The organism is Pseudomonas sp. JV245A (assembly GCF_032424515.1).
In the GTDB taxonomy this organism is placed as follows: Bacteria; Pseudomonadota; Gammaproteobacteria; order Pseudomonadales; family Pseudomonadaceae; genus Aquipseudomonas; species Aquipseudomonas protegens.
The window spans coordinates 26,522-41,429 of record NZ_VYKE01000006.1; the positions used below are offsets into that span (position 1 = coordinate 26,522).

The window sequence follows — 14,908 nt, forward strand, 5'->3', positions numbered from 1 at the left end:
AAATGTGAAAACGACCCGGCCCCGCTTCTGTGGCAAGGGAGCAAGCTCCCTCGCCACAGGGTAGAGCCTTTTCCCAGGTAAATACGCCCTAGGTAGGGGCATGACGATGCACCAGGCCTGTGCAATACTCCCGGCCCTTTCCGAGTGAGGTTTCAGGGCAAAAAGCAGGTAATGCTTCTCCGTGAAAGCGGTATTTGCCGAGATTTCTCTCTGAATATTGCAACTTATAGAGTGAAAAGCCCTGTCGGGAGCTTTTTATACTGCGCACCCCGCTGATCTGGCAGGTCTTGTCCTACCAGACGCTCCGTCCCACAAGGCCGGTGCGGTCGAGCAAGCTTCGGCTATCCGCTGGCGCTTCGAAGGCTCGGTGGTTCATATCCAATAACAAAATGAGGTTGTATCTCTATGCCAGTTGGCAACCAACTGCCCCACGGCGAGACCGCTCAGGGCGGCCCGCTGAAACGCGAACTCGGCGAACGGCATATTCGCTTGATGGCCCTCGGCGCCTGTATCGGTGTCGGCCTGTTCCTCGGCTCGGCCAAGGCCATCGAAATGGCCGGCCCGGCCATCATGCTGTCCTACATCATTGGCGGCCTGGCGATCCTGGTGATCATGCGCGCCCTCGGCGAGATGGCGGTGCATAACCCGGTCGCCGGTTCCTTCAGCCGTTACGCACAAGACTACCTGGGCCCGCTGGCGGGCTTTCTCACCGGCTGGAACTACTGGTTCCTGTGGCTGGTGACCTGTGTTGCGGAAATCACCGCAGTGGCGGTGTACATGGGGATCTGGTTCCCCGATGTGCCGCGCTGGATCTGGGCCCTGGCGGCCCTGGTGAGCATGGGCTCGATCAACCTGATCGCGGTCAAGGCCTTCGGTGAGTTCGAGTTCTGGTTCGCCCTGATCAAGATCGTCACCATCATCGCCATGGTGGTCGGCGGCATCGGTATCATCGCCTTCGGTTTCGGCAATGACGGCGTGGCCCTGGGCATCTCCAACCTGTGGACCCACGGCGGCTTCATGCCCAATGGCGTGACCGGCGTGCTGATGTCCCTGCAGATGGTGATGTTCGCCTACCTGGGCGTAGAGATGATCGGCCTCACCGCCGGTGAAGCGCGCAACCCGCAAAAGACCATTCCCAACGCCATCGGCTCGGTGTTCTGGCGCATCCTGCTGTTCTACGTGGGCGCGCTGTTCGTGATCCTGTCGATCTACCCGTGGAACGAGATTGGCACCCAGGGCAGCCCCTTCGTGATGACCTTCGAGCGCCTGGGTATCAAGACCGCCGCCGGCATCATCAACTTCGTGGTGATCACCGCCGCGCTGTCCTCCTGCAACGGCGGCATCTTCAGCACCGGGCGCATGCTCTACAGCCTGGCGCAGAACGGCCAGGCTCCGGCCGGCTTCGCCAAGACCTCGAACAACGGCGTGCCGCGTCGCGCGTTGCTGCTGTCGATCTTCGCCCTGCTGCTGGGCGTGCTGCTGAACTATTTGGTGCCGGAAAAAGTGTTCGTCTGGGTGACCTCCATCGCCACCTTCGGTGCGATCTGGACCTGGGTGATGATCCTTCTGGCCCAGCTCAAGTTCCGCAAGGGCCTGAGCCCGGCAGAACGTGCCGGCCTGAAGTACCGCATGTGGCTGTACCCGATCAGTTCCTACCTGGCCCTGGCCTTCCTGGTACTGGTGGTGGGGCTGATGGCCTACTTCCCGGATACCCGTGTGGCGCTGTATGTCGGCCCGGCGTTCCTGGTGCTGCTGACGGTGCTGTTCTATCTGTTCAAGCTGCAACCGACCAATGTCCAGCAAGGTTCGGCGCGGTCGGCGTCCTGACCTGCGCTTGGGTGATGCGGCTGGCTTGAGCATCCCGGACTGAAACGCTGAGACCAGAAATCCGGCGACCTGCAAAGGCCGCCGGATTTTTTTTGCCCGGATCAACCGCCCAGGGTGCCGCGGGTATCGGCGTCGAAGATAGCCTTGGCCTGCAGCGCCGCCGGCGCCAGCAGGGCGAGCAACGCCGTTTCGCTGTGGAGCTGATGGGCGGCCAGGGTCTTGGGTGTCGGCTCGATGGGAATCAGCACCTCTTCGCCGGGCCCATGCAGCCAGATCGCCGTGACCTGCAGCGCCGAGATGAACAGCAGGCGCAGTTCATAGCTTTTTCCCTGCAGTTGCGGCGCCTGTTCCGCCAGGTCCAGGGCGTTGACGGCGGACGCCGCCAGGCTGCCATGGTTCAGCGCAGAGAAGCCGGCCTTGCCGGCCACCTCGGTCAACTGCGCATCGGCAATCGACACTCCGGCATCGAACACCAGGTAATGCCAGTCACCGGCCTTGGCCTCGGCCAGCCCCTTGCCCTGGGCCAGGTCCTCCAGGCTCAGGGCGTAGCCGCGAAAGGCCTGGGACAGATTCAGGTTACGGGCACTGGCCTTGGCAAACCCGCGGTTGATACCGAAACCCTGGGTCTGCAGGGCCGCCTGAAGGGCCGAGCGCAGGTGCTGGACGCCATCGACAGGCGCCTTGGGGTAAGTCAGTTGCATGTCGCCTCCTAGTTTTTTCGGGTGAAGTAGGTGTGGGTCCAGTTGCCGCCACCGTTGTAGGAACCGGGGAAACTGTTCAGGGCGCGGGTCGAGTAACCGTAGATCGAATCCGCCACCAGGATGTAGCCGCCATCGCTGCCGTAGATCGTCAGGAAATGCGCACCGCCGCCGTACCAGGCACAGCGCAGGCCCACGGGGCGGCCCATGCCGAGCTGGTTGTCGATGGCCGGCATCTGCATCCGGTCCTCACGCATGCCGCCGTAGCAGCGGGTGGTGCGCAGGGCCGAATCCAGGTAGCCGTAGACGTTGCACGGCCCGGGCTGGCTGCAGCAGGAGTTGCGGCCCAGTTCGGCGTTGGCCACTCCGCACTGGGTCCAGGAACCGGTGCCGTAGTAGTTGCCCACCGATGCGGACAATGCTGCCCAGCACCAGTTGCTCTGGGTTTGCTGCTGCACGCTGAAGTTGAGCCGGGCAGCGGCCTGGGGCGCAGCTTCGGTGTGTGGATCGACTTCGCTCAGTTGCGGGTCGAGCAGGCTGCCGGCCAGGCACTGGGGCAGGGCCTGGGGAGCGTCGCCTGGGGTCAGGTTGCTACTTAACATGTTCATCCTCCATGAATGAAATCCAGCCTCCGGCTGGTGTCGTCGTTGCGTGTCGGGCTACTGCGCGTAGCCGGACCCGGGACATGACGCTGCGCTGGGCCAGCCTCGATGGCCTGCGTTGACCGGGTCTGCAAACAACCTTAGAGGATTGATGCGTCAATGCAATTAAAATATGCGTTTATGCATATCGCCTGCCGTGGACGTCCCTGGAAAGAGGGGCATCCATGGCGATGGCCGGGGCTATTTTTCGTCGAGGAAATGTTCCAGGGCTGCATTGAACAGGCCCGGGTCCTGGAGGAAGGCGAAGTGGCTGACGTTGGGCAGGATCAGCAGCCCGGCGCCGGGAATCGCCTGGGCCATGTATTCGGTGTGCTCGCGCTTGATGGCTTCATCGTGGTCGCCATCGACGATCAGTACCGGCGTCTTGATCTTCGCCAGGTCGGCGTCGCTCCAGTTCGGCTGGCTGGCCCACATGTGGCCGATCTGCTCGACAAAGGCCGGGTACTCCTTGGGCGTGGGGGACAGGCGGGTGTACTCCTGGCCGGCGCGCTCGATGTAGGCGGCGAAGGTCGGGTTGTTCTCCGCGCCTTCCTTGACCCCTGAGGTCTGGGTGTTGGCGGCGTAGGCGAAGACCTTGCCGACCCGCTGCGGGTAACGCATGGCCAGGTCCAGGCCGAGGATCGCGCCGTCGCTCCAGCCGACGAAATCGGCGCGGGGGATCTTCAGCTGGTCCAGCAGGGCGATCACGTCGTCGGCCATCAGGTCGTAGCCGTAGGGCCGGGCGTCCCGGGTGCTGCGCCCGTGGCCGCGGCTGTCGACGCTGATCACCGTGTGCCGGGCGGCCAGGGCCTTGGCCTGGAGCCCCCAATAGTCGGCATTACCCAGGCCGCCATGCAGCAGCACCACCGGTGAGCCGTGGCCGAGCTTGCTGTAATACAGGCGGATGCCGTTGACTTCGGCATAACCGGCTTGCGCCCCGGCCACCGGGGCCGGTGTGGGCGGCAGGCTCTGCCAGCGTTCGCCGGCAAAGGCACTGTTGAAGGACATCAGTAAAGCGATCACTGCAAACAGACGACGAGGCATGGGCTTCTCCGTGCATGGGCCCTCTGGTCGGACCGACCTTGGGCAGGTGGTTACCGCGATTGAGTCGATGCGAGACAGGCTAGACGTCGATGATCACCAGGGTGCCGTGGCTGCCGGGCAGCACGCTATGGGCCTGGCCGGCCTCCACCAGGTACATCTGGCCCGTCGCCACTTCCACCACGGTCTGGCCAATGCCCAGGTGCAGGCAGCCCTGGGTCACCAGCAGGCCTTCGTTGAAGTCGTGGGTTTCTTCCGGGTAGGGCTGGCCGTCCATGCGCAGCACCTTGATGCGGGCCGGGCCGACCTGGCCCACCAGCGTGGATTGCCAGGGCGCTGGCAGTTGGCGGGACAGTTGTTCGAATGACAGCAAGGGCATGGCGGGCCTCCGAAAGGTCAGTGGGGTTCGGGTCTGCTTTCGGTGGTCCGGTCAAGCAAGGTCTGGGTCGGGTTTTCTAGAACTCGTTCATCAACAGCACGCGGCATTCGCGGCGCTGAAAAGCATTGATCTGCGGCACCAGGCGGGTGAAGTGCTCGGTCTGGCAGTGGGTGTCGAGGGCCGCTTGGTCCGGCCACTGTTCGACGAAGATGAAGTGCCCGGGGTCTTTCTGATCGACGAACAGATCGTAGGCGATGCACAGCGGTTCCTGGCGGGTTTTTTCCACCAGTTCGGCGTACCACGGGCGCACGGTGTCCAGGTGTTCGGGCTGGATGAAATCTTCAGCGATGACCTTGAGCATTGCAATCTTCCTTGGGTGATGCCCCGCGCTCCCCGGCAACCGGGGAGCACTGGGCAATGGGGCTTAAGCGGCGGCTTCGGTGTTGGGTTCGAAGCTGTCGGCCCGGGCCAGTTGCCACATGCGCGAGTAGAACTCGCCGTTGACCTCGCCGGTGAGCAGCTCGCCGGGCTTGAGGAACACGTGCAACTGGGAGAACAGCTTGATCTCGGTGGCCGACATGCGTCGCACCAGGTGCTTGGCTTCCAGTTGCGAAGGGTGTTGCAGGCCGGCGGCAGCGAGCATTTCCGCCAGGGCCTTGAGGGTGTTGCGGTGGAAGCTGAATACCCGCTGGGCCTTGTCCGGCACCACCAGGGCGCGCTGGCGCAGGTTGTCCTGGGTGGCGACGCCGGTGGGGCACTTGTTGGTATGGCAGCTCTGGGACTGGATGCAGCCGATGGCGAACATGAAGCCCCGGGCCGAGTTGGCCCAGTCGGCACCGATGGCCAGCACGCTGGCGATGTCGAAGGCGCTGACGATCTTGCCACTGGCGCCGAGCTTGATCTTGTCCCGCATGTTCAGGCCCACCAGGGTGTTGTGGACGAACAGCAGGCCCTCGCGCATCGGTGCGCCGATGTGGTCGGTGAACTCCACGGGGGCCGCGCCGGTGCCGCCTTCCTTGCCGTCCACCACGATGAAGTCCGGCAGGATGCCGGTTTCCAGCATGGCCTTGGCGATGCCCATGAACTCCCAGGGGTGGCCCAGGCAGAACTTGAAGCCCACCGGCTTGCCGCCGGACAGCTCACGCAGTTGCTGGATGAAATGCATCATCTCGATCGGGGTGGAAAAGGCGCTGTGGCTCGACGGTGAAATGCAGTCCTCGCCCATGCGGATGCCCCGGGTGTCGGCGATTTCCTGGGTCACCTTGTGCTTGGGCAGGATGCCGCCGTGGCCAGGCTTGGCGCCCTGGCTCATCTTGATCTCGATCATCCGAACCTGGGGGTTCTGCGCCTGCACGGCGAAGCGCTCCGGGTCGAAACGGCCGTCGCTGGTGCGGCAGCCGAAGTAGCCGCTGCCCAGTTCCCAGGTCAGGTCGCCGCCGTGTTCGCGGTGGTAGGGGCTGATGCTGCCTTCACCGGTGTCGTGGGCGAAGTTGCCGAGCTTGGCACCCTGGTTCAGGGCGCGGATGGCGTTGGCGCTGAGGGAGCCGAAGCTCATGGCCGAGATGTTGAACACCGAGGCCGAGTAGGGCTGGGTGCATTGCGGGCCGCCGACGGTCACGCGAAAGCTGTTGGGATCACTCAGGGGCGCCGGGCGCATGGAGTGGCCGATGAATTCGAAGCCCGACTGGTAGACATCGATCAGGGTGCCGAAGGGTTTGTCGGCGCTTTCGTTCTTGGCCCGGGAGTACACCAGGGAGCGTTGGGCGCGGGAAAAGGGCAGGGCGTCGCTGTCGGATTCCAGCAGGTACTGGCGGATCTCCGGGCGGATGCCTTCCACCAGGTAGCGGATATTGCCCAGGATCGGGTAATTGCGCCGCACCGCGTGCGGGCTTTGCAGCAGGTCGAAGATCCCCAGCAGGCTCAGCAGGCCGGTGACCAGGGCGAATGGCCAGAGCCAGTCGTGTTCGAGAAAGGGCAGGCTGGCGAGGGTGAAAATCACACAGGCGGCAAAGAAGGCGTAGCGGCTCAGAAGGGACAGGCTCATACGGTTTCCTTGGTTCGGACTCATTAAGGTCGTTTATCAGTACTCATTCTTATGGGTGCACAAGATCTTATTGTTGTGTGGGGCTGCCGGGGCGGCCCTGAAGGGGTATCAGGCGCTTTGCGCCTGGAGAAAAATCGAAAACAGCTCGGACTGGGATTTGATGCCCAGCTTGCTGTAGATGTGCTTTTTATGAACTTTCACGGTTTCGGCGGAGATTTCCAGCTTACGAGCGATCTCCTTGTTGGAGCAACCGCTGAGCATCAGGCGCCCCACATCCAGCTCCCGGGCGGTGAGTTGTGCGCCCCGCAGTTGTTGCATGGAGTGGTCCAGCTGGCTGCGCCAATCGGGCATTGGATGCAATTGCGCTGGGTTGTCTTGCTCAATGCTTTCGTGGGGCAGGCGCTGGCGCAGCAAGGCCACCACCCAGGGCTCGATCAGTGACAGCAGGGCGATCTGGGGTGGGGCGAAGCGTTGTCGCGAACCCAGGGACAGGCACAGGGTGCGGTCGTCCGCCAGCTGGCAATTGAACTGGATCTCATCGGCCACCACATTCAGACGAAAGTAGCGTTGGTAGTACTCGGTCAGCTGGAAGTGTTCCGGGGCCACTTCCGCCAGGCGCAGCAGGCCGCTGCGCGATTGTTCGCGGCTGGCAACGTAGAAGGGGTCGAGCAGGTACAGGCCGTTGAGGTAGTCCTGGAACAACTGGTCGGGGCTGCCGTCCTCCCCCGGGCATTCGGCGAACACCAGGGGTTTGCGCTCACTGCAAAACAGCAGCGCCACCCAGCTGTCGAAACTCACGTACTGCTCCAGCAGGCGTACCAGCTGGGGCCAGAAACTGGCCTGGTCCAGGGCTTCGATCATCTGCCCCACCGAGCGGTGCCAGGCGATGTCATCCAGCGACAATGTCATGCATCTACCCCTATCGGGTTACCCCGGCTGCGTGATTTGCGGGCCGGTTGCTGCTGCGCATACTGCGGCACAGCCAAAGAACAAGGAATACCCATGAAGGTTGAACTGGCCCAGTTGGCGGGCCGTGATAACGCCACAGCTTACAACCTGGAACGGGCCCTGGCGGCCATTGCCGCCTGCGCCGCCGATACCCGGTTGATCGTGTTTCCAGAAACCCACCTGATGGGTTTCCCCAGCGCCGAGACCGTGGCCGCCGTGGCCGAGCCGCTGGATGGCCCCACCGTGCAGGCCGTGATCCAGGCCGCCCGGGCGCGCAATATCGCGGTGGTGATCGGCATGGCCGAAAACGACGACGGCCGATTCTATAACACCACTTTGCTGATTACCCCCGAGGGCATCGCCCTGCGTTATCGCAAGACCCACCTATGGGCGTCCGACCGCGGTGTGTTCACCCCCGGTGACCGCTACGCCACCTGCCTGTGGAACGGTGTGCGGGTCGGCCTGCTGATCTGCTACGACATCGAGTTCCCCGAAAGCGCCCGGGCCCTGGCGCAACTGGGCGCCGAACTGCTGATCGTGACCAACGGCAACATGGACCCCTACGGGCCCACCCACCGTACCGCGATCATGGCCCGGGCCCAGGAAAACCAGGCGTTCGCGCTAATGGTCAACCGAGTGGAAGAAGGCGATGGCGGCCTGCTGTTCGCCGGCGGCAGCGCCCTGGTGGACCCCCTGGGTAGCCTGCTGTTCGAAGCCGGGCGCGAGGAAGGTCAGTTCAAGGTCGAGCTGGATCTCAAGCAACTGCAGGTGGCGCGCCAGGACTACCGCTACCTCGAAGACCAGCGCCTGAAGCTTGCGGGCGAAGTGCTCGAACACGGCGATGGCGTGCGTGAACTGCTGATTCCGATCCGCTGAAAGGGCCGTCCGCGGACGGCCAATCCCATAAGAAAGACCCCCTGCTTCACTCATTTCAGTCCTGCCATAAATCTAATAATTGCGGAGTACTCGCTCATGGCTCGCTTGCAACGCACCCTTTCATTGGGCGCGGTGGTGCTGTTCGGTATCGCTTACATGACGCCGATCATTGTCCTCGGCACCTTTGGCATCCTCGCCCAAACCACCGCTGGCATGGTGCCGGCAGCCTATCTGGCGGCGCTGGTGGCGATGTTCTTCACCGCCATGAGCTACGGGCGCATGGCCGCGGCGTTTCCCGTGGCCGGCTCGGCCTACAGCTATGTGCGCAAGGCCATCAGCCCCAAGCTGGGTTTCATCGCCGGCTGGGCGGTGCTGCTGGATTACCTGTTCCTGCCCATGGCCATCTGGCTGATCGGCGCCGCTTACCTGCATTCGGCGTTTCCCGGTGTACCGCAGTGGGTCTGGGTGCTGGCTTTCATCGGGGTGACCAGCGCGATCAATATCGTTGGCCTGAAACTGGCCAACGGCATCAACGGCCTGCTGATGCTGGTGCAGTTCCTGGTGCTGATCGCCTTTGTCGGCCTGTGCATCCACTACCTTGGTGGCGAGGCCGGGCGGCCGCTGTTCACCCTGGCGCCGTTCTTCAACGGGCAGATGCACCTGCCGCTGATCATGAGCGGGGCGGCAATCGCCTGTTATTCGTTCCTGGGCTTTGACGCGGTCAGCACCCTGACCGAGGAAACCCGCGACCCACGGCGGACCATTCCCCGGGCGATCATGCTGATTACCCTGGTGGGCGGGCTGATCTTTGTCGCGGTGTCCTACTTCGTCCAGGTTGCCCATCCGTCCTTCGAGTTCGCCGATGTGGATTCGGCGGCCTACGAGATTGCGCGCAATATCGGCGGCGACCTGTTCGTCTCGATCTTCCTGATCGGGCTGATTGTCGGTCAGTTCGCCTCGGGGCTTTCGGCCCAGGCCAGCGGCTCGCGACTGCTGTTCGCCATGGGCCGCGACGGGGTCTTGCCCAAGCGCTTTTTCGGCAGCCTGCACGAGCGCTTCGGTACCCCGGTCAACAGCATCCTGCTGTGCGCCGTGGTGGCGTTGCTGGCATTGAAGCTGGATGTCACCACCTCGACGTCCTTCATCAACTTCGGCGCCTTCCTGGCCTTCAGCCTGGTCAACCTGTCGGTGATCTTTCATTACTGGGTGGGGGCCCGGCAGCGTGGCCTGCGGGAGCTGATCCTGTTCCTGATCTTTCCCCTCATCGGTCTGGCGGCCGATCTGTGGCTGATGTCCAGCCTCGATCACCTGGCGATCTACCTGGGGGCAAGCTGGCTGGTTATTGGCCTGGTGTACCTGGGTTTCCTCACTCGCGGTTTCTCCCGCCAGCCTCCGGAAATGGATTTTCAGGAAGCGGCATAGAACTGTCGGCAGTTTCCTTATTGCAATCGGTTCTCGTTTGGGTGATTTGGATATGTTATTGTATAACGCATCCAGCTCACCCAGATGCCCAGGAGGCCTCATGAAACCCGGTATCCATCCTGACTACCGCACCGTGCTTTTCCACGATACCGCTGCCGACGTGTACTTCCTCATCGGCTCCACCGTCGATACCGATCGCAGCCACACCTACAGCGACGGCAAGACTTACCCCTATGTGGCGCTGGACGTTTCCAGCGCCTCGCACCCGGTGTACACCGGCCAGCAGCGCAAGACCCAGTCCGAAGGCCGCATCGCCGGCTTCAACAAGCGTTTCGCTTCCTTCGGTTCCGGCGCCAAAGCCGCCCAGTGACGGCGTGCACGGCGAGTGTTGCGACTGCGCAACACTCGCTGAAGGTGGTTGGCGGCGCAGCCGCAGCGGACCGATGGTATTAAAAAGCCACTATCTCGATTGGAAATTCTTCTAGTCTTCAATCAGGCAACAGGGATTACCGTTGCCAGCTCTAACAATGAAGGACACGTGCATCGACGTTGACCCGAGGTGTCTCATGGGTGAGCTAAACGTTGCCACTGTCACACGCCGACCCGAGATTCTGCTGGTCGATAGCCAGGAAGTGATCCTGCAACGCCTGCAGCAGTTGCTCAGCCCGCTTCCCTACACGCTGCATTTCGCCCGCGATGCCACCCAGGCCCTGCAGCTCCTGGCCAGCCGGGAGGTGGACCTGGTGATCAGCGCCGCCCATCTGCCGCAGATGGATGGCCCGACCCTGCTGGCGCGTATCCATCAGCAGTACCCGAGCACCACCCGCATCCTGCTGACCGGCGACCCGGACCTGAAATTGATTGCCAAGGCCATCAACGAAGGGGAGATCTACCGTTACCTGAGCAAGCCCTGGGATGACCAGGAATTGCTGCTGGCCCTGCGCCAGGCCCTTGAGCATCAGCACTCCGAGCGTGAGCGCCTGCGCCTGCAGGATCTGGCCCAGCAGCAGAATGCCGAGCTCAAGGCGCTCAACACGCTGCTGGAAAAACGCGTGGCGGCACGCACCTCGGAGCTGCAGCAGACCGCCGACATGCTCGACCTGGCCTATGAGGAGCTCAAGCACAGCTACGCCACTGGCGCCGAGCTGTTTTCCCTGCTGGTCAACCAGCGCCTGCCCGCGGACAAGCAGACCAACCGGCGGATCATCGAGCTGGTGCGGGCCTACTGCAAAGTCCAGGGCATCGACCCTGGCGCCCAGCGTGACCTGGCCATGGCCGCGGCGTTGCACAACATCGGCAAGCTGAGCTGGAGCGACAGCATGATGACCAGCCCGGCGGATTTGCTGCATCACCATCAGCGCGAGCGTTATCGGGCCTATCCGGCGCAGAGCGAATCGTTGCTGATGACCCTGGAACCGGTGCAGGACGCCGCGCGGCTGATCCGCCATCATCAGGAACACTGGGACGGCAGCGGTTTTCCCGACCACCTCAAGGGCGACGCGATTCCCCTGGGCTCGCGGCTGCTCAAGCTGGCGGTGGACTTCATCGAGTTGCAGTGCGGGCTGATCCTGGAACGGCACATGAACAGCGACGAGGCCCTGGTGTTCATCCGCAAGTACGCCGGCCGCTTGTACGACCCGGACCTGGTGGAAGGTTTCATCCAGGTGTGTGCGGTCTACCTCAGCGACGTGACCCTGGGCGACCCTTCGGTGAAGGTTCTGAGTACCCGGGAGCTGGCGGCGGGGATGATCCTGGCGCGCAACCTGAATGCCGATAACGGCATGCTGCTGCTCAACGCCGGCAAGGTGCTCAACCTGCCGCTGGTGGACAAGCTGATCGCTTTTGAAACCATGGAGGGCGCCCGCTACAGCGTGTTCGTCAAGTTGCCCCAGGAACAGCAGGCAAGGGCCTGAAGCCGGGTGGCGGTCACATCGAAAAATGCCGGCGGCGGATGACGAGCCGCCGCCGCGCATGTGATCCTTGCGCCCTCATTCTCAAGGCTCCCGGATTCCCATGTCGCTGTCGTCCGTTGCTGCACCCTCCATCATTCGTATCGCCGCTGCCCTGCTGATCGGTGCCGACGGCCAGACCCTCCTGGTGCGCAAGCGCGGCACCCAGGCCTTCATGCAGCCCGGTGGCAAGATCGAAGCCGGTGAACAACCGGTGCACGCCCTGGCCCGTGAGCTGGAAGAAGAACTGGGATTGCGCATCGACCCGGCCCAGGCCCGTTACCTGCAACAGTTCTCGGCACCGGCGGCCAACGAGCCGGGGCATGTGGTGGAAGCCGAGGTGTTCCTGGTCCATATCCATGGCCCGGTGACCCCGGCGGCAGAGATCGAGGAAGTACGCTGGATCGACCCGGCCGGCGATGGAGATTTGTTCCTTGCGCCGTTGACACGCGATCTGATCTTGCCGTTTTATCGCAAGGCCCGAGCGGGCCACGCCTGACCCCCTCCCATTGCCAAGGATTGCCATGATTCCACTCCACGACTACCTGATCTTCGCCGCTGCTTCCCTGCTGATGGTGCTGACCCCGGGGCCGAACATGATCTACCTGATTTCCCGTTCGATCTGCCAGGGGCGCAAGGCTGGGGTGACGTCGTTATTGGGGGTGGTGGCGGGGTTCTTTGTCCACCTGTTCGCCGCCGCGCTGGGCCTGACCGCTGTGTTCATGGCGGTGCCCATGGCCTATGAGGTGCTCAAGTGGGCCGGCGCCCTGTACCTGCTGTGGCTGGCCTGGCAGGCGCTCAAGCCTGGCGCGCGCTCGCCCTTCGAAGCCCAGCAGCTGCCGGCGGATTCGCCGCGCAAGCTGGTGACCATGGGCTTTCTGACCAGCGCCCTGAACCCCAAGATCGCGGTGTTCTACCTGTCGATCTTTCCGCAGTTCATCCACCCCGAGCACGGTTCGGTGTTCTCCCAGAGCATCATCCTGGGCCTGACCCAGATCAGCGTGAGTTTCTCGGTGAACCTGATGATCGCCCTGTTTGCCGCCGGTATCGCCTCCTGGTTTGCCAGCAACCCCACCTGGCTCTCGGTGCAGCGTTATTTCATGGGCTTTGTGCTGGCGGGGCTGGCCGTGCGCCTGATGTTCGAACAGCGTCGCGTCAACTGATCGAGGAGCGCCAGCATGAGTGATTTTCCAAGCCCGCAAGCGGTGGTCGAAGCACAACTGCAGGCCTACAACCGCAAGGATCTGGAGGCCTGGCTGGCGACTTATGCCGTAGATGCCCGGCAATACGAACATCCGGCCACCTTGCTGGCCAGGGGGCACGAGGAAATACGAGCTCGGGCCGTGGTGCGTTTCCAGGAACCCAACCTGCATGCCCGGCTGATCCAGCGTACGGTCATGGGCAACGTGGTGGTCGATCACGAACTGATCAGCCGCACCTTCGCCGACGGCAGCGGCACCCTGGAAACCGTGGCCATTTATGAAGTGCAGGGCGGCAAGATAAAATGCGCTTCATTCATTACCGGACACAAGACCCTCGACTGAGCATGCAGATCCAGCGCCTGACCCCTGACGATGTGGAGCAATACCGGGCCTTGATGCTCGAGGCCTATGAGCGCCATCCCCAGGCCTTCACCTCCAGCGTCAAAGAGCGGGAAAAACTGCCTCTGGCCTGGTGGGCCGCACGCCTGGACGGCGAGCTCGACCTGTTGCTGGGGGCGTTTTCCGAAGGGCGGTTGCTGGGGATCGTCGGCCTGGCCTTCGAGCTGCGGGAGAAGGCCCGGCACAAGGCGACCCTGTTCGGCCTCTATGTCACCGGCACGCAGCGCAACAGCGGGCTGGGCTACCGCCTGGTCCAGGGGCTGCTGGCCGAAGCGGCTGAATACGAAGGGCTGCGCCTGATCCAGTTGACCGTGACGGCCGGCAATGAAGCGGCGCTGGCCCTGTACCAGCGCTGCGGCTTCGTCCAGTTCGGCCTGGAACCCCAGGCAGTGCGGGTGGGCGAGGACTATTTCGACAAGATCCACATGTGGCGCCCATTGCCGGTCGAAGGTTGACCCCGGTTCGCTGGCAAGCCGGCTCCTGGGCAAGCCAGCTTGGGGTCAGCGTACGGCGCTGACGCCGTCCAGGGTCGAGAACGAGGTGTCCTTGGCCGTGAGCAAAAAGTCGCGCATGTAGGGCGCATCCAGCATGTCGGCGCGAATCGCCGCGTACAGGGTGGCGAACAGGCCCTTTTCCCCGAGCCGCTTGGCCTTCACATAACCCCGTGAGCTGTACTCGTGCAGGGCCCAGTGAGGCATCCCGCACACGCCCCGGCCGCTGGCCACCAGTTGCATCATCATCACCGTCAGTTCCGAAGTCCGTACCTGGGCCGGTTCGATGTCCGCCGGTTCCAGGAAGCGGGTGAAGATGTCCAGGCGGTCGCGTTCCACCGGGTAGGTGATCAGGGTTTCGCTCAGCAGGTCTTCCGGGACTACGTATGGCTTGCTTGCCAGCGGGTGCTGGTTGGCGACCGCGAGCATGGCTTCGTAGGTGAACAGCGGCACGTAGGTGATACCCGCCAGCTCCAGGGGGTCGGAGGTCACCACCAGGTCCAGGTCGCCCCGGGCCAGGGCCGGCAACGGAGCGAACGAGAAGCCGGAGGCCAGGTCCAGCTCCACTTCCGGCCAGGCGTCGCGGAACTGATCGATGGTCGGCATCAGCCACTGGAAGCAGCTGTGGCATTCGATGGCCATGTGCAGGCGCCCGGCAGTGCCGCCGGCCAGTCGCGAAATGTCGCGTTCGGCGCCGCGCAGCAGGGGCAGGGTCGCATCCGCCAGTTGCAGCAGGCGCAGGCCGGCGCTGGTGAAACGCACCGGCTTGGTCTTGCGCACGAACAGCGGCATGCCCAGGCGCTCTTCCAGCTCCTTGAACTGATGGGACAAGGCGGACTGGGTCAGGTGCAGGCGTTCAGCGGCTTCCACCAGGCTGTCGGCTTCGCGCAAGGCGTGCAGGGTCTTCAGGTGACGGATTTCGAGCACCAGGATCTCCATGAGTAAATTTTGTGGTTAAAGCGAAAAGGTTGAGTTTGTCTCATGTTGACGG

At 63.2% G+C, this 14,908-nt stretch carries 17 protein-coding genes; 9 read left to right on the forward strand and 8 right to left on the reverse strand.

The window, feature by feature from the left end; all coding sequences use genetic code 11:
- The first annotated feature begins 405 nt into the window (after nucleotides 1-405).
- A complete protein-coding gene (locus F6S12_RS03110) occupies nucleotides 406-1,827 on the forward strand; it encodes an amino acid permease (protein WP_015636846.1) in 1,422 nt (473 codons plus the stop codon).
- Nucleotides 1,828-1,928: 101 nt separating this feature from the next.
- Here the strand turns inward: F6S12_RS03110 and F6S12_RS03115 are convergent, their stop codons facing one another.
- From F6S12_RS03115 to F6S12_RS03145, 7 genes are all read right to left on the reverse strand, one after another.
- On the reverse strand, nucleotides 1,929-2,528 hold the full coding sequence (locus tag F6S12_RS03115; protein WP_161466610.1) for a hypothetical protein: 600 nt from the start codon (nucleotides 2,526-2,528) through the stop codon (nucleotides 1,929-1,931).
- An 8-nt stretch (nucleotides 2,529-2,536) separates the two neighbouring features.
- Nucleotides 2,537-3,127, reverse strand: a complete 591-nt coding sequence (locus tag F6S12_RS03120; RefSeq protein ID WP_011063158.1) for a papain-like cysteine protease family protein — start codon at nucleotides 3,125-3,127, stop codon at nucleotides 2,537-2,539.
- 240 nt (nucleotides 3,128-3,367) lie between these two features.
- Complete coding sequence (locus F6S12_RS03125) at nucleotides 3,368-4,210, reverse strand: alpha/beta fold hydrolase (RefSeq protein WP_161466609.1); 843 nt, start codon at nucleotides 4,208-4,210, stop codon at nucleotides 3,368-3,370.
- 79 nt (nucleotides 4,211-4,289) lie between these two features.
- Entirely contained in the window at nucleotides 4,290-4,586 is a 297-nt protein-coding gene (locus tag F6S12_RS03130; protein ID WP_125062130.1) for a cupin domain-containing protein, read from the reverse strand.
- A 76-nt stretch (nucleotides 4,587-4,662) separates the two neighbouring features.
- A complete protein-coding gene (locus F6S12_RS03135) occupies nucleotides 4,663-4,947 on the reverse strand; it encodes a putative quinol monooxygenase (RefSeq protein ID WP_019093120.1) in 285 nt (94 codons plus the stop codon).
- Between the two features lie 63 nt (nucleotides 4,948-5,010).
- Entirely contained in the window at nucleotides 5,011-6,630 is a 1,620-nt protein-coding gene (locus F6S12_RS03140) for an FMN-binding glutamate synthase family protein (RefSeq protein ID WP_315868706.1), read from the reverse strand.
- Between the two features lie 108 nt (nucleotides 6,631-6,738).
- The gene (locus F6S12_RS03145) at nucleotides 6,739-7,539 is read right to left on the reverse strand and encodes a helix-turn-helix transcriptional regulator (protein WP_053153547.1); all 801 of its coding nucleotides are present in this window, start codon (nucleotides 7,537-7,539) and stop codon (nucleotides 6,739-6,741) included.
- A gap of 93 nt (nucleotides 7,540-7,632) precedes the next feature.
- Here F6S12_RS03145 and F6S12_RS03150 point away from each other — a divergent pair, with 93 nt between their 5' ends.
- The 8 genes from F6S12_RS03150 to F6S12_RS03185 all read left to right on the forward strand — a co-directional run bounded on the left by F6S12_RS03150 (nucleotide 7,633) and on the right by F6S12_RS03185 (nucleotide 13,881).
- Nucleotides 7,633-8,454 (forward strand): carbon-nitrogen hydrolase family protein, encoded by an 822-nt coding sequence (locus F6S12_RS03150; RefSeq protein ID WP_015636841.1) that lies wholly within the window; start codon nucleotides 7,633-7,635, stop codon nucleotides 8,452-8,454.
- A 96-nt stretch (nucleotides 8,455-8,550) separates the two neighbouring features.
- Nucleotides 8,551-9,876 (forward strand): APC family permease, encoded by a 1,326-nt coding sequence (locus F6S12_RS03155; protein WP_161466608.1) that lies wholly within the window; start codon nucleotides 8,551-8,553, stop codon nucleotides 9,874-9,876.
- 100 nt (nucleotides 9,877-9,976) lie between these two features.
- On the forward strand, nucleotides 9,977-10,246 hold the full coding sequence (locus F6S12_RS03160; RefSeq protein WP_011063150.1) for a type B 50S ribosomal protein L31: 270 nt from the start codon (nucleotides 9,977-9,979) through the stop codon (nucleotides 10,244-10,246).
- Between the two features lie 196 nt (nucleotides 10,247-10,442).
- The gene (locus tag F6S12_RS03165; protein ID WP_015636838.1) at nucleotides 10,443-11,789 is read left to right on the forward strand and encodes an HD domain-containing phosphohydrolase; all 1,347 of its coding nucleotides are present in this window, start codon (nucleotides 10,443-10,445) and stop codon (nucleotides 11,787-11,789) included.
- Nucleotides 11,790-11,889: 100 nt separating this feature from the next.
- On the forward strand, nucleotides 11,890-12,324 hold the full coding sequence (locus tag F6S12_RS03170) for an NUDIX hydrolase (RefSeq protein WP_015636837.1): 435 nt from the start codon (nucleotides 11,890-11,892) through the stop codon (nucleotides 12,322-12,324).
- Nucleotides 12,325-12,349: 25 nt separating this feature from the next.
- Nucleotides 12,350-12,988 carry a LysE family translocator gene (locus tag F6S12_RS03175; RefSeq protein WP_161466607.1) on the forward strand — a complete coding sequence of 213 codons (639 nt, stop codon included), beginning with the start codon at nucleotides 12,350-12,352 and terminating at the stop codon, nucleotides 12,986-12,988.
- Between the two features lie 15 nt (nucleotides 12,989-13,003).
- The gene (locus tag F6S12_RS03180) at nucleotides 13,004-13,369 is read left to right on the forward strand and encodes a nuclear transport factor 2 family protein (RefSeq protein ID WP_019093123.1); all 366 of its coding nucleotides are present in this window, start codon (nucleotides 13,004-13,006) and stop codon (nucleotides 13,367-13,369) included.
- Between the two features lie 2 nt (nucleotides 13,370-13,371).
- Nucleotides 13,372-13,881: a GNAT family N-acetyltransferase gene (locus F6S12_RS03185; protein WP_152686407.1), complete on the forward strand. Its 510-nt coding sequence runs from the start codon at nucleotides 13,372-13,374 to the stop codon at nucleotides 13,879-13,881.
- Nucleotides 13,882-13,926: 45 nt separating this feature from the next.
- On the opposite strand, the gene metR is transcribed toward F6S12_RS03185, so the two are convergent.
- Nucleotides 13,927-14,844: a transcriptional regulator MetR gene (gene metR / locus F6S12_RS03190; RefSeq protein WP_011063144.1), complete on the reverse strand. Its 918-nt coding sequence runs from the start codon at nucleotides 14,842-14,844 to the stop codon at nucleotides 13,927-13,929.
- Nucleotides 14,845-14,908: the final 64 nt, after the last annotated feature.

What these genes read in the sequence shown, in the direction of transcription:
- F6S12_RS03155 (WP_161466608.1), top strand. Translation starts at nt 8,551, where the DNA reads ATGGCTCGCTTGCAACGCACCCTTTCATTGGGCGCGGTGGTGCTGTTC.
- F6S12_RS03125 (WP_161466609.1), bottom strand. Translation starts at nt 4,210, where the DNA reads ATGCCTCGTCGTCTGTTTGCAGTGATCGCTTTACTGATGTCCTTCAAC.
- F6S12_RS03170 (WP_015636837.1), top strand. Translation starts at nt 11,890, where the DNA reads ATGTCGCTGTCGTCCGTTGCTGCACCCTCCATCATTCGTATCGCCGCT.
- F6S12_RS03140 (WP_315868706.1), bottom strand. Translation starts at nt 6,630, where the DNA reads ATGAGCCTGTCCCTTCTGAGCCGCTACGCCTTCTTTGCCGCCTGTGTG.
- F6S12_RS03150 (WP_015636841.1), top strand. Translation starts at nt 7,633, where the DNA reads ATGAAGGTTGAACTGGCCCAGTTGGCGGGCCGTGATAACGCCACAGCT.
- F6S12_RS03160 (WP_011063150.1), top strand. Translation starts at nt 9,977, where the DNA reads ATGAAACCCGGTATCCATCCTGACTACCGCACCGTGCTTTTCCACGAT.
- F6S12_RS03145 (WP_053153547.1), bottom strand. Translation starts at nt 7,539, where the DNA reads ATGACATTGTCGCTGGATGACATCGCCTGGCACCGCTCGGTGGGGCAG.
- F6S12_RS03175 (WP_161466607.1), top strand. Translation starts at nt 12,350, where the DNA reads ATGATTCCACTCCACGACTACCTGATCTTCGCCGCTGCTTCCCTGCTG.
- F6S12_RS03110 (WP_015636846.1), top strand. Translation starts at nt 406, where the DNA reads ATGCCAGTTGGCAACCAACTGCCCCACGGCGAGACCGCTCAGGGCGGC.
- F6S12_RS03185 (WP_152686407.1), top strand. Translation starts at nt 13,372, where the DNA reads ATGCAGATCCAGCGCCTGACCCCTGACGATGTGGAGCAATACCGGGCC.
- F6S12_RS03180 (WP_019093123.1), top strand. Translation starts at nt 13,004, where the DNA reads ATGAGTGATTTTCCAAGCCCGCAAGCGGTGGTCGAAGCACAACTGCAG.
- F6S12_RS03115 (WP_161466610.1), bottom strand. Translation starts at nt 2,528, where the DNA reads ATGCAACTGACTTACCCCAAGGCGCCTGTCGATGGCGTCCAGCACCTG.
- F6S12_RS03130 (WP_125062130.1), bottom strand. Translation starts at nt 4,586, where the DNA reads ATGCCCTTGCTGTCATTCGAACAACTGTCCCGCCAACTGCCAGCGCCC.
- F6S12_RS03165 (WP_015636838.1), top strand. Translation starts at nt 10,443, where the DNA reads ATGGGTGAGCTAAACGTTGCCACTGTCACACGCCGACCCGAGATTCTG.
- F6S12_RS03135 (WP_019093120.1), bottom strand. Translation starts at nt 4,947, where the DNA reads ATGCTCAAGGTCATCGCTGAAGATTTCATCCAGCCCGAACACCTGGAC.
- F6S12_RS03120 (WP_011063158.1), bottom strand. Translation starts at nt 3,127, where the DNA reads ATGTTAAGTAGCAACCTGACCCCAGGCGACGCTCCCCAGGCCCTGCCC.